This window comes from Limnoglobus roseus, from assembly GCF_008254045.1.
Taxonomy (GTDB): Bacteria; Planctomycetota; Planctomycetia; order Gemmatales; family Gemmataceae; genus Limnoglobus; species Limnoglobus roseus.
Window position 1 is genome coordinate 4,694,600 of the sequence record NZ_CP042425.1, and the last position, 12,609, is coordinate 4,707,208.

Annotated in this window: 15 protein-coding genes; 4 read left to right on the plus strand and 11 right to left on the minus strand. The window is 63.1% G+C overall.

All coding sequences use genetic code 11. The annotated features are described in order from the left end of the window. Positions 1-16 precede the first annotated feature (16 nt). From nuoH (PX52LOC_RS19565) to PX52LOC_RS19615, 11 genes are all read right to left on the minus strand, one after another. Positions 17-1,282 carry an NADH-quinone oxidoreductase subunit NuoH gene (gene nuoH, locus PX52LOC_RS19565; protein WP_149111676.1) on the minus strand — a complete coding sequence of 422 codons (1,266 nt, stop codon included), beginning with the start codon at positions 1,280-1,282 and terminating at the stop codon, positions 17-19. Positions 1,283-1,415: 133 nt separating this feature from the next. Further along, positions 1,416-1,961, minus strand: a complete 546-nt coding sequence (locus PX52LOC_RS19570) for a hypothetical protein (RefSeq protein ID WP_149111677.1) — start codon at positions 1,959-1,961, stop codon at positions 1,416-1,418. A 13-nt stretch (positions 1,962-1,974) separates the two neighbouring features. Then, complete coding sequence (locus PX52LOC_RS19575; protein WP_149111678.1) at positions 1,975-3,678, minus strand: molybdopterin-dependent oxidoreductase; 1,704 nt, start codon at positions 3,676-3,678, stop codon at positions 1,975-1,977. Between the two features lie 20 nt (positions 3,679-3,698). Next, a complete protein-coding gene (locus PX52LOC_RS19580) occupies positions 3,699-4,181 on the minus strand; it encodes a hypothetical protein (RefSeq protein ID WP_149111679.1) in 483 nt (160 codons plus the stop codon). Positions 4,182-4,195: 14 nt separating this feature from the next. Beyond that, complete coding sequence (gene nuoF, locus PX52LOC_RS19585) at positions 4,196-5,563, minus strand: NADH-quinone oxidoreductase subunit NuoF (protein WP_149111680.1); 1,368 nt, start codon at positions 5,561-5,563, stop codon at positions 4,196-4,198. Between the two features lie 5 nt (positions 5,564-5,568). Beyond that, on the minus strand, positions 5,569-6,048 hold the full coding sequence (locus PX52LOC_RS19590) for an NADH-quinone oxidoreductase subunit NuoE family protein (protein ID WP_149111681.1): 480 nt from the start codon (positions 6,046-6,048) through the stop codon (positions 5,569-5,571). Positions 6,049-6,093: 45 nt separating this feature from the next. Next, the gene (locus PX52LOC_RS19595; RefSeq protein ID WP_149111682.1) at positions 6,094-6,573 is read right to left on the minus strand and encodes a hypothetical protein; all 480 of its coding nucleotides are present in this window, start codon (positions 6,571-6,573) and stop codon (positions 6,094-6,096) included. Between the two features lie 11 nt (positions 6,574-6,584). After that, entirely contained in the window at positions 6,585-7,811 is a 1,227-nt protein-coding gene (locus tag PX52LOC_RS19600; RefSeq protein ID WP_149111683.1) for an NADH-quinone oxidoreductase subunit D, read from the minus strand. Between the two features lie 116 nt (positions 7,812-7,927). Then, complete coding sequence (locus tag PX52LOC_RS19605) at positions 7,928-8,425, minus strand: NADH-quinone oxidoreductase subunit C (protein WP_149111684.1); 498 nt, start codon at positions 8,423-8,425, stop codon at positions 7,928-7,930. A gap of 3 nt (positions 8,426-8,428) precedes the next feature. Further along, positions 8,429-9,034, minus strand: coding sequence for an NADH-quinone oxidoreductase subunit B (locus tag PX52LOC_RS19610; RefSeq protein WP_149111685.1), 606 nt, complete (start codon positions 9,032-9,034; stop codon positions 8,429-8,431). Next, entirely contained in the window at positions 9,025-9,480 is a 456-nt protein-coding gene (locus PX52LOC_RS19615) for an NADH-quinone oxidoreductase subunit A (protein WP_149111686.1), read from the minus strand. The genes PX52LOC_RS19610 and PX52LOC_RS19615 overlap by 10 nt, the downstream gene beginning before the upstream one ends. 193 nt (positions 9,481-9,673) lie before the next feature. Between PX52LOC_RS19615 and PX52LOC_RS19620 the strand changes: the two genes are divergently transcribed. Genes PX52LOC_RS19620 through nuoK form a run of 4 tightly spaced genes read left to right on the plus strand, consistent with a single transcriptional unit; the run spans position 9,674 to position 12,607 of the window. After that, complete coding sequence (locus PX52LOC_RS19620) at positions 9,674-10,567, plus strand: sugar phosphate isomerase/epimerase family protein (protein WP_149111687.1); 894 nt, start codon at positions 9,674-9,676, stop codon at positions 10,565-10,567. 47 nt (positions 10,568-10,614) lie between these two features. Further along, positions 10,615-11,793 carry an NADH-quinone oxidoreductase subunit NuoH gene (gene nuoH, locus PX52LOC_RS19625; protein ID WP_149111688.1) on the plus strand — a complete coding sequence of 393 codons (1,179 nt, stop codon included), beginning with the start codon at positions 10,615-10,617 and terminating at the stop codon, positions 11,791-11,793. Then, positions 11,790-12,296: an NADH-quinone oxidoreductase subunit J family protein gene (locus PX52LOC_RS19630; protein WP_149111689.1), complete on the plus strand. Its 507-nt coding sequence runs from the start codon at positions 11,790-11,792 to the stop codon at positions 12,294-12,296. The genes nuoH (PX52LOC_RS19625) and PX52LOC_RS19630 overlap by 4 nt, the downstream gene beginning before the upstream one ends. After that, the gene (nuoK, locus tag PX52LOC_RS19635) at positions 12,293-12,607 is read left to right on the plus strand and encodes an NADH-quinone oxidoreductase subunit NuoK (protein WP_149111690.1); all 315 of its coding nucleotides are present in this window, start codon (positions 12,293-12,295) and stop codon (positions 12,605-12,607) included. Before PX52LOC_RS19630 ends, nuoK begins: the two co-directional genes overlap by 4 nt. Positions 12,608-12,609 lie beyond the last annotated feature (2 nt).

Sequence of the window (12,609 nt, forward strand, 5' to 3'; positions counted from 1 at the left end):
TGAGACTCCTCTTTCTTTAGACAACGCCGGCCGGCAGACCGGGGGGAAGTTTTCGGACTTTGCGCTTCGGGGCGGTGACGTTGCCCCCGGACCAGACGCCCCAGGCACCCGCGAGCACGAACAACACCACCGACGCGACGGTCATCGACCACCACGGCCAACCGAACTGCAAGATCAGCAGCACGCAGACGAGGTTCAGCAAGGCGAGCGGGATCATCACCTTCCACGCCAGCGACATCAGTTGGTCGAAGCGGAACCGCGGGATCGTCCAGCGGACGACCATGAACAGCGCGATGAAACAGAACATCTTCGCGGCCAGCACCGCGGCGTGGATGATCGCCGTTCCCCACGGGCCGTACAGGGCGGAATCGTTGGTCGTCGTCAGCCCCGGCAGGTGCCACCCGCCGAAGAAGAGGCAACTCATCAGGAAGCTCGTCGTAATCATGTGGGCGTATTCGGCCAACAAGAGCATCCCGAGTTTCAGCGACGAGTATTCCGTGTGGTATCCGCCGACGAGTTCCTGCTCCGATTCCGGCAAGTCGAACGGGAGGCGGTTGCACTCGGCGAACACGCTCGTCAGGAACAGGAGGAAGGCCAGCGGCATGTAAAACACGTTCCACATCCCGCCGTCGATCTGGTTCGCGACGATCCGCTCGGGGTTCAGCGATCCGGCGAGTAGCACCACGCCGAGGATGCTCATGCCGAGCGGGATCTCGTAGCTGATGATCTGGGCCGACGACCGCAGCGAGCCGATCAGGGCGTACTTGTTGTTCGCACTCCACCCGGCCAGAATCACGCCGTACACCGCTAGCGAGCCGACAGCGAACACGTACAGAATGCCGATGTCCAGGCCGGGAGCGATCGCGAACGAGAACTGGTCGGCGTACCCCTTCTGCATCGCCTCGAACCGCTGCACCGGCGTGTCCGGGGCGTTGTAAGCGGGCGGGTTGACGCTGACCATCGGTAGCGGTGGTGGCACCGTGTGGCCGACCGGCACGACGGCAATCGCCAGCATGGCCGTGCCGAACGCGACCATCGGCGCGAGCAGGAAGAAGACCTTGTCCACGTGGGCCGGGATGACGTCTTCCTTCAGGAACATCTTCCCGCCGTCGACGATCGGCTGCAACAGCCCCCACGGGCCGACGCGGTTCGGGCCGAGACGGTCCTGCACCCACGCGGCGATCTTCCGCTCCGCGAGGATCAGGTACGCGACGGTGTTCAGCACCGCGCCCACGAGGACCGCGATGAAGATGGCCGTGTAAATCCAGTTGAAGGTCGGCATCAGTTCTTCCGTCGCCTCGGTTGTCCCGCCTCAAGGTTTGTGAGGATCGGAGTCTTACCCGCCAGCATCGTGCGAAACACCCACTCGACCGAATCCCGAACCGTGCCCAGCGACACGAACCGGCCTCCCAGTGTCACCCACCCGCCGCGGTCGCCTCGATCAGAATATCGCCGTTGAAGTAACACCAACACGTCGAGCATTCCAGATCGACGTCTTCCCCTTCTTCCATCCAGGTGGCCCGCACGTCCGCCGCTGGTTTGGGAGGATGAAAATCCCCGCCCCCCGTTCCGCCGAATCCGTTCCAGTCGATAAAGCCGAGCAACTCGAACAGTTGGCCGACGACCGTCGGATGGTAGGTCTTGGTCATCGGCGGACCCATCTCGGCTCCGACGATCCCTTCGGCTTTCCAGTAAAAACTAGCCCTGCCTCCCTTCGACCAGTTGCTCTTGTGCAACTCCAGCAACCAGTCGTTCGCGGCCAACAGTTTGTTGAGCCATTCCGCCATCTCCGGCACCGGAGCTTTGTCGGCGATATTCTGGAAGTATCTCGGCGCGTCCTCAAAGATCGTGACGATCTCCGGTGTTAGCAGCTTCCGATGCCACCCTTTCACGTCGCTCAGACGGTCGCCGGGGTAGAGCTTTATCGTCGGCCCGCCCGTTTCGTTCTCCGTGACTTCCATCTGCCGCCCCCGGTCAGACGGTCGCCAGTTCCAGCCGCTTCCCGGTCGTCGGCAGTTTCACGTCGGCCAAGTTCGCGAACGCCGGCATCGCCTTCGCCACGTCCTTGCGGACCGCGGCCACGTTCGCCAAGCCGCGACGGTTGCCGAGGTCGAAGGCCAGTTGCAGTTCGCTGCGGGTTTCGACCGGCGGCTTGGCTGCGCGGGCGAAGGTCTGGACTAGCCCCGCGTGGTTGACGAACGTGCCTTCCTTCTCGAACGCGGCCGTCGCCGGCAGCCAGTACGTCGCGGCTTCGGAGAGCTTCGTCGGGAAGAAGTCTTGCACCACCAACAGGGCCGGCGGCGTGTGCGGTGCTTTCACCGCGTCGTTCACCCACTCGGGGTTCGGGTAGCCGCCCGCGAACCAGAGGGCCGACAATTGGCCGAACTCCGGCACGAGCGATTCGAACGGAATCACCTCGCCCTGAAGTTGCGTCAGCACGGCTGCCACGCCCTTGCGGTTCGGGCACTTCTCGGCGCGGATCGTGAACTTCGTCGGCTGAACCGGGTTGCCCTTCACGTCCTTCGGGTAGTGGTCGTCCTCGCCGACCGCCGGCACCGGCCCGAGAACGAGGCGAACTTGGTCCGACATCTTCTTGAAACCGGAGCCGAGGGCGTAGGCTTCTTCGACCGTCAGGAACGGCGATAGCACCACGGCCACCCGCTTCGGGCTCATCAGCACCGCTTCGTCGACGGCGTATTTGAGCTTCGGCAGCAGTTGCGTCCAGTTGGCCGGTTGCCACGTCCCGCCGACCTTCGCCATCGGCCGCGTGAGGCGGTCCGTCGAGCGAGTATAGTGATACCCCCACCGGCCCTCGTCGCACATGAAGTACCCCTGCGCGTCCGGGTTGGTGCGGGCCCGCAGGCGGTAGACAATGTCTTTGTTCGTGTCGGTGACGATGCTGCACCCGGTGCTACAGCCGGGGCAGACGTTGTCCGTGTTCTTCAGATACCAGACGCGCTGGGTGTAGAGGAAGTCCTTCGAGCCGAGCGCGCCGACCGGGCACAGGTCTACGACGTTGCCGGAGAGCTTGTTTTCCAGCGGTCGGCCGGGGAAGACGTCGATTTCTTCGTGGTGGCCGCGGCCGACGACCTGCAACTCGGCGGTGCCGGAAATCTCGCGGGTGAACCGCACGCACCGCGTACACAGGATGCAGCGGTCGGTGAACAGCGTGATCTTGCTGCTCAGGTGCGGCTTGTTCGGCGGCGTGTTCTTCTCGTCCACCAGTCGCGATTCGGACCGGCCGTACTGATACGAGTAGTCTTGCAACTTGCACTCGCCGGCCTTGTCGCACACCGGACAGTCGAGCGGGTGGTTAAGGAGCAGCCCTTCGAGCGTGTCGGCCTGCGACTTCTTCGCCCGCTCGCCCGGCTTGTACGCGGGGTCGTAGGGGAGCTTCGGAACCTTGCTGTCGTGCTTGCCGTAGTCGCCGGTGACGATCACCGTGCCGTCCTTCACCGGCGTCTGACAGCCGGGGAAGACCTTCGGAATCATCGTGACCTTGCCGTCCTTCAGGTCGCCCGTCTCGACCATGCACATCCGGCACGACGCCACGACCGACAGACCGGGGTGGTAGCAGTAGTGCGGCACTTCCACGCCGGCCAACTCGGCGGCCTGCACGCAGTTCAACTTCTGGGTGCCGATCTCGACCGGCTTGTCGTTCACGTAGACCGTTGGCATGTCGCGGTGTCCCGTCGTGTTTACTTGCCGAGCAGGGCTTTAACCTCGTCCGCCGACGCTCGGCGGGCGTTCGCCGACGGGCCGGTCAGGACGATCCCGCCGGCCCGGTCCGCGTCCACCTCGTAGGCCCACAAACCAGCCTTGTCCTTCGTGCCGGTCAGGATGATGGTGCCCTCGTCGATTTGCTTTCGGATGCTCGCCCCGTCGCCCGTGAGCATGGCCTTAATCTCGCTGACCGTCGGCAACTTGTTGTTGTCCAAATCGTACTGCAGGATCATGATGCCGAGTTGGTGCATGTCGGACAGGGCGACTGTCCGCTTGGCCGCCTGCCGCACGTTCTGGATCGCCCCGCCGCCTGCGATCGGGGCCGAGTTGCGATCGTCGATCGGAGCCGGAGCGGGTTCCGGGTCGGACGGCTTCGTCACGGCCATGGGCGCGTTCTTCTTCTTGCAACCGCTCAAGGCGATGGTCGCGCAGACCGTGCAAAGGATGAAGAACCGCATGGCCGCCCTCGGGTTTAGTGTGCCGCCGCCATCTGCAACTTCGTGTACGCGCTCTTGGTCCCGTCCTTGATCGCCGCCTCGAACTCCGCACGGAATTTTCGGATGGCGGTCTTCACCGGCCAGCCTGCGCCGTCGCTGAGGCCGCAGATCGTTGTACCGGGAATGATGCCGATGCGGTCGGCCACGTCCACCAAAATGTCCAGGTCTTCCCGCCGGCCGAGACCGCGGCGGAGGCGGTCGGTGATCTTCAGCATCCACCCGGTGCCCTCGCGGCACGGGGTACACTGGCCGCAACTTTCGTGGCTGAAGAACTGGCAGACGTTGTGCAGCACGTCCACCATGCTGGTTTGGTCGTCCACGACGCAAATCGCCGCGGTGCCGAGGCCGAGGCAGCCGACCTTGCCGGGGCCGTTGAAATCGAGCGGGATGTCGTACTCGGTCTTGCCATCCTCGCCCTTGAGTGGGGCGTTCACGTCAATGAACCCCATGCTCAGGCCGCCGGGGTTAACCGACTTCGCCTTACGGCCCTTCCACACGCCGCCGCCGTGCTTCTCGACGAGATCGCGGCAGGTGACGCCCATCGGCAACTCGACGCACTTCGGCTCGTTGACGTGCCCGGCGATGGTGTACAGCTTCGGCCCGTAACTGCCGGCGTCCCGCGGGTTCTTCGGGTCGGGCGGCACGCCGAGCGACTTGAACCAGTCGTTGCCCTTCTTCATGATCTGCGTGACGCAGGCCATCGTCTCGACGTTGTTCACAATCGTCGGCTTGCGGAACGCGCCTTCGATGGCGGGGAAGGGCGGCTTGATCCGCGGCCACGCCCGCTTCCCTTCGAGCGACTCGATGAGGCCGGTTTCCTCGCCGCAGATGTACGCCCCGGCCCCGCGGTGCAGGAAGATGTCGAGGGTGAAGCCGCTACCCTTGATGTTCTTGCCGAGCAACCCGGCGGCGTACAACTCGTCGATCGCGGCTTGCAGGGTGCGGTAGGCGGTGCCGTACTCGTAGCGGATGTAGAAGTACGCGCACTGGCTCTTGATCGCGTAGCACGAGAGCATGATGCCTTCGAGTACCTGATGGGGGTCCTTCTCCATCAAGATGCGATTGTTGTACGTGCAGGGTTCGGACTCATCCGCGTTGATGCAGAGGTAGATCGGCCCCGGGTGGTCCTTCGGCAAGAACGTCCACTTCAGCCCGCACGGGAAGCCCGCCCCGCCACGGCCGCGCAGCCCCGAGTCCTTCACCTGGGTCACGACATCGAGCGGCTGCTTGTCCTTGAGCACCTTCTCGAACGTGGCGTAGCCGCCGTCGTTCCGGTAGCCCTCCAACTTGCCGCTGTTGGGCTTGGCGATGCGGGCCAGGAGTGTGGGTTCAAAGGTTGCCATGCGATTCAGTTCTTGAGTTCCGCGATGAGTTTGTCGGCCGCGTCGTGGGTCACGTTCATCACGTGTACGTCGTTCTTCAAGCACGCCGGGGCACCGTCGCACGCGCCGATGCACTCGGCGAATTCCAGCGTGATCTTGCCGTCCTTCGTCGTGTGGCCGCAGTGGACGTCGAGCTTCTTTTCGCAGTGTTCGATCAGTTCGTAGGCCCCGCGCAACATGCACGCCAGCCCGCGGCAGACCCAGAGCCGTGTTTGGCCGAGCTTGTCGCCGTCGGTCTTGAAGAAGGCGTAGAACGACATCGTGTCGTGGACTTCCGACGGGTGCAGGTCGAGCAGTTCTGCGATCTCGACGATCGCCTCGTTCGACACGGTGCGGTACTCGTCGTGCACCATGTGCAGCGCCGGAAGCGTCACCGCCTGCTTCCGCGGGTAGCGGGGGATGTACGCCTTGATGCGGTCCTTGATGTCTTCGCTCAGCACGCCCATCGCAGCCCTCGGTCTGGTCTCCGGATCACCGCTTCGGCAACATCATCACGCACGCCCAGCGATCACGAGGAACGCCAAGATGCCGACGACCGGCATGATGCGGCTCATGCTCGGCGCCGCCTGCTTATCGAAAAACCGGTCGACCTTAGTCACTTCGCGGAAGCCGTACCGGTAGTGGTCGTACTCCCCGGCGTCCTCCCGCTTCCGCTGTTCCCGGCGGAACAGCTTCGGGTCTTCCTCGTACTCTTCCCACGCGTCGATGAACCCGTCGCACGCGTTGCGGAACTCGATCCCGCTGTTGTGGTGCATCCGCGTGAAGATGTCGTGGTGCCCGTACTGGTTCTTTTCCGCGTGCTTCTCGCACAGTGGCAGATAAAACTTTGTCCGCATCTCCTCGAACAAGTTCTCCGAGTAAATCTTCACCGGCACCATGTCGTCCGTATCGCGACCGCAGCGGAAACACACGGGCGGGAAGTCACCTTCTTCCAACTCCGCGTAACTCAGGTACAAGTCGTCGCGGGCCATGGCTCTCCCCACTACCGATCCAGTTCCGCCGCGATGATGTTCAGGCTCCCCAACACGGCCGGGATGTCGCTGATCTGGTGCCCCTCGATGAGGTGCGGGAAGATCGCGAAGTGGATGAACGACGGCGGCCGCGTCCGTGCCCGCCACGCCTTCGCGCTGCCGTCCGACACGAGGTAGAAGCCGAGTTCGCCGTTGGCCGTCTCGTGCGCCCCGTACACCTCGTTCACCGGCGTTTCGAACCGGCGGTTCCACATGAACAGTTCGAAGTGCTGGATTAACCCCTCGATGCTGCGGTACGTCGCCGCCTTGTCGGGGATGTTCAGTTTGTCCTCGGTGTGCAGGTTCACCGGACCGCTCGGCAGGTTCTCGACGGCGGCCTTGATGATGTTGACCGACTGCACCATCTCTTCCATGCGGACGAGGTACCGGGCCAGACAGTCGCCGCCCTTCGAGCACGCGACCTTGAAACTGCCGGCGAGTTCGCCGTAGGCCAGGTACGGCTCGTCCTTCCGCAAGTCGCGGACCACACCGGCCGACCGGGCGATAGGACCGGTGCAGCTCATATTGATGGCCTCCTCTTTCGTGAGGGTGCCAATACCTTTGGTGCGGTCGATGAAAATCTTGTTGCGGTTCAGCAACCGCACAACGTCCGCGTGAACCTTCGGAAAACTGTTCGTGAAGACGCGGATGAGTTTCACCCAGTCGTCGGTCACGTCGTTCATCAACCCGCCGACGCGGGTGAAGCTCGGGTGGAACCGTTGCCCGCTGGCCTGCTCGATGATGTTGTAAATCTTCTCTCGCTCGTTGAAGGCGTACAGGAACGCCGTCAATCCGCCGAGGTCGAGGGCGGCCGCCCCCACGCAGAGCAGGTGGTCCGAGATGCGGGCCAGTTCCGCCAGGATCGTGCGGATGTACTTGCACCGCGGTGTGATCTCGATGCCGAGCAACTTCTCGACGGTGTGGTGCCACGCGATCTCGTTAGCGACCGGCGAGATGTAGTTCATCCGGTCAACGATCGTCACGTACTGGTTGAAGTCGAGGTCTTCACCGAGCTTCTCGAAGCCGCTGTGCAGGTAGCCGATGTCCGGCACGGCCTTCACGATCGTCTCGCCGTCGAGCGTGAGAATGAGGCGCAGCGTCGTGTGCGTGGCCGGGTGCTGGGGGCCGAAGTTCAGGGTGTAAAGGAACTCCTGGTCCGCACCAGCTTCGGTCGAAAGATCGAGAGCTTCCAGTGGCATATAAGATCCCAAGAGTCTCACGCAAAGCCGCTAAGTCGCAAAGGAGAGAAGAAGCAAATCTGTTCTTCTCTTATTTTCTTGGCGTCTCTGCGGCTTTGCGTGAGACGTCTTTTGTTTTACCCTTCGGCCCGCGTCAGTTTCTCGAAGTTGTGCCGCTCGCCGCTTCCCCGCAGCGGGTAGTCCTTCCTTAGCGGGAAGCTCGTGAATTCCGTCGGCATCAGGATTCGCCGCAGGTCCGGGTGGCCGGGGAACGTGATGCCGAACATGTCGAAGACTTCACGCTCCATCCAGTCGGCCCCGCGCCACAGGTTCGTCACCGTTGGCAGTTCCGGATCGGGGTCGTTCACGTAAGTTTTCACAAAGATCCGCTCGGCCGTGTTCGCGTTCATCAGGACGTACACGACGGCGAAACGGTCGGTTGCGTCCGGGTAGCCGAGGTAGTCGATCCCCGCCAAGTCCGCGAGCATGTTGAAGCCGAACTGATCCTTCAGCGTCGTCAGTACGGCGTAGATTTTTTCGGCCGTTACGATCACGCGGAGGTTGTCGCGGAACTCCTCAACGCGAACGGCGTCGCCGAACTTCTGCTGCAACGGGACGAAGTAGTTGGCGGGCATAAGTTACTTCCCCACCATCGGCAAGTGCCGGACACGGGTGCCGGTGCGGTAGTCGCCCGGCGTCACGACCACGTCGTTCGGCGGTAGTTCCTTCACCAGCGGGGCCGGGCCTTCGTAGGCCGTGCGGCGGTAGAACTCGCGGGCGTTCACGGTGCCGGTGGTCTGAATCTTTTCTTGGAGGTCGAGGACGGAGCGGATCAACTGTTCCGGCCGCGGCGGGCACCCCGGCACGTACACGTCCACCGGGACGAAGCGGTCGATGCCCTGCACGACGGCGTAGGTGTCGAACACGCCGCCACTGCTGGCACACGCGCCCATGCTGATGCACCACTTCGGCTCTGGCATTTGCAGCCAGATTCGCTGCATCACCGGCACCATCTTCATCACCACCCGGCCGGCGACGATCATCACGTCGCACTGCCGCGGGCTGAACCGCATGGCCTCGCTGCCGAACCGGGCGATGTCGTAGCGGGAACTCGCCGTCGCCATCAGTTCGATGCCACAGCAGGCCGTAGCAAACGGCATCGGCCAGAGCGAGTGCTTGCGAATCCACGACGCGATGGCGTCGAGGTTCGTGACGAACACGTTGTCGTCGAGCTTCATCGCCATTGGAACACTCCCTTCCGCCAGGCGTACAGGTACGCGATGGCGAGCGTGGCGAGGAACACGAGGATTTCGATGAACACGATCGTGCCGAAGATGTTCTTCCAGTGCGGGTCGCCGCCGGGCGCGTACGCGATCACCGCCCACGGGTAGAGGAACAGAAGTTCCACGTCGAACACGAGGAACAGAATCGCGATGAGGTAGAACTTGATGTCGAACTGCATCCGGGCCGAACCGATCGGGTCCATGCCCGACTCGTACGGCATCTGCTTGACCTTCGTCGGCCGTTGCGGCTTCAAGAACGGTAGGAAGTAGCCGACGTGGGTGGCCGCGAGCATCGCCATCGCGAGGCCGACGATCACGCCGATGTAAATCAGCGCCGGGTAATAGGCCGAGAGGTCGAACGCGGGTTCGAGGCCAGCGGGCGTCAGGACCGGAGAGGCAACAGCCATTCGCGCATCACTCCGTGTTGCCACAGGACCGCGACTTTGTGAATTATTTCACAAACTTCTACTAAATCTCATCGTAGGCAGACACGCCGCACAGTCAAGGAAAGGAATTCGCACACCGCCTCGGTCGGCTGGCTTTACTACGGTTGTCGCAGCCATACCAATTCCGCAACACGCCGCTTTTCGGAGGCTCTCCATGCGCTTCGCTCTCCTCGTTCTTCTTGTCGTGATCAGCCCACTCTCGGCCGCGGATCCGGCGGCCCTCTTCGAGCGGAAAAACTTGGTGGCGTGGTGCATCGTGCCGTTCGACGGCAAGCACCGCGGGCCGGACGAACGGGCCGCGATGATGAAGAAACTCGGCTTCCAGCACTACGCCTACGATTGGCGCGACCAGCACCTACCGAGTTTCGAAAAAGAGTTGGCCGCTCTCGAACGCGAGGGCATCAAACTTGACGCGGTCTGGTTCCCGGCATCGCTCGACAAGAACGCGAAGTTCTTCCTGGAGACGCTGGAGAAGCACAAAATCCAAACTCAGTTCTGGGTGACGATGAACGGCGGCAGCGTGACGACCACGCCGGAGGAACAGGCGAAGCGAGTCAAGCAGCACGCGGACTCGCTCCGCCCGATTGCCGAGGCGGCCGGGAAGATCGGCTGCACCGTGGGGCTGTACAACCACGGCGGTTGGTTCGGCGAGCCGGAGAATCAGATCGCGATCATCGACACCCTGAAGTTGAAGAACGTCGGCATCGTCTACAACCTGCACCACGGCCACGACCACCTCGTCCGCTTTCCGCAGTTGCTCAAGGTGATGAAGCCGCACCTCTACGCGGTCAACCTCAATGGCACGGTGAAGGGCGGTGACAAGGTCGGCCAGAAAATCCTGCCGCTCGGCCAGGGGGCGGAGGATTTGCGGCTGCTGAAGGCGATTCAAGACAGCGGGTACGCCGGTCCCATCGGGATCATCGGCCACACGGACGACGATGCGGAAGAACGCCTTCGCGACAACCTCGACGGCCTCGACTGGCTGGTGCCGCAACTCGCGGGCAAGCCCGCCGGGCCGAAGCCGCCTCCGCGGACGGGGAAGAAGTAATAGAGTAATCTACCACACCGCCGCGTACCGATGGGCCTACCCTCCCGATGGTCGAATCGCTCGCCGAGTACGTTCCGCAGTCCCTCGCGATGATCCTGGCGGCGCTGGCGGCCGCGGGCTTGGTGTTCGGCTTCATCGGCACGTCCACGTTCCTGTTCATCTGGGCCGAGCGGAAGATTTCCGGCCGTATTCAGGATCGCCTTGGACCCACGCGCGTCGGCAAGTTCGGCCTCCTTCAATCGCTCGCCGACGGCATCAAACTGGTCACGAAGGAAGACTTTGTTCCGACGGGGGCCGACCGTCTGCTCTTCCGCATCGCGCCGTACGTCGCGTTTTGTGCCTCGTTCGCCGGGTTCATTGCGCTGCCGTTCGCCGAGGGCGTGGTCGCGCAACCGCTGAACGTCGGGGCGTTCTTCCTGCTCGCGGTGCTGAGTAGCGAAGTCTTCGGCGTCCTGCTGGCGGGGTACTCGTCCGCGAACAAGTGGTCACTCTTTGGCGGGGTGCGGGAGGCGGCGCAGGTCGTCAGTTACGAAGTCCCGCGATCACTCTGCGTGCTGGTCCCCATCTGCATCGCGGGCACGCTGAACCTCAACACCATCGCCCGGCAGCAAGAGGGCTGGTTCTGGAACTGGTACGTCTTCCACGACCCGTTCACGTTCCTGGCGTTCGTCATCTTCTTCATCGTGGCGACCGCGAGTTGCAAGCGTGCCCCGTTCGATCTCGCGGAAGCCGAGAGTGAGTTGGTGGCCGGCTTCCTGACCGAGTACAGCGGGATGCGGTGGTCGTACTTTTTCCTGGCCGAGTACGCGAGCATGTTCGCCGTCAGCGGCCTCGCCTCGCTACTGTTCCTCGGCGGCTGGCACACGGGGCTGTTACCGTTCGAGCCGGCCGAACGCTTCGGCCCTCTCTTCGGCAACCTCGTCGATGTCGGCGTGTTCATCACGAAGGGATCGCTGCTGGTGCTGGTGATGATGTGGATGCGGTGGAGCCTGCCGCGGTTGCGCATCGACCAGGTGATGCTGACCTGTCTGAAATACTTCCTGCCGATCAGTTGCGGCCTGCTCATCGGCGTGTGCGTCTGGCAGCTCTACATGCCAAAGGTACTGGCCGAAGGCGTGCGGGTCGTGCTGGCCGTCGGGTTCGTCGTTGCGGCCATTGTTGTCGTGTTGAGTGCCGCTCGGCTGAAGCCGTCTCCACAACTGTCGGGGGCGTTCACGAAGCCATGAACCTCGACTTCGTCCTCTTCACAATTCTTGCCACACTGATCGCCGCCTCCGCGGTCGGCGTGGTGTCGTCCGCGACCATTGTGCGGTCGGCCGTGTTCTTGCTCTTCACGCTCATCGGCGTGGCGTTCCTCTACTTCTTGCTCGGGGCCGAGTTTCTCGGGGCCACGCAACTGATCGTCTATGTCGGCGGCACCCTGGTCCTCGTCGTCTTTGGCGGAATGCTCACCACGGCCGGGCCGTTCAACGTGCTGCGCACGAAGACGGCCGAGTGGGTACTCAGCGGCAGCGTGGCCGCGGGCGTGTTCGCACTCCTGGTGTCGATTTCGCTTCAACTCGGCGCACGGCCGACGTCCACGGGCGACATTCCGGGACCGGGGCCGTTGGGGATGGCGTTCCTCACCACCCACTTGTTGCCGTTCGAAATTGTCTCGGTGCACTTGTTGGTGGTGTTGATCGGGGCGGCCTATTTAGCACGCGCGAAGAAGAAAGCAGGTTCGCCGTGACGGAACTCGGCCTGACGCACTTCCTCATCCTCTCCGCCTTCCTCTTCGCCTGCGGCCTCCTGTGCATCGCGACGAAGCGGAACGCCGTCGGCATTCTCATGGGCGTCGAACTCGTGCTGAACGCGGCCAACATCAACTTCGTCGCGTTCACCCGCTACCTGCCGGGCTTCCGCATCGAGGGGCAGGTGTTCGCCGTGTTGGTGATCGTCCTTGCGGCGGCCGAAGCGGCGGTGGCCCTCGCCATCATCCTGAACTTCTACAACAACCGCGGTACCGTGGACGTCGACCAGGCGAATGACTTGAAGGGGTGAAC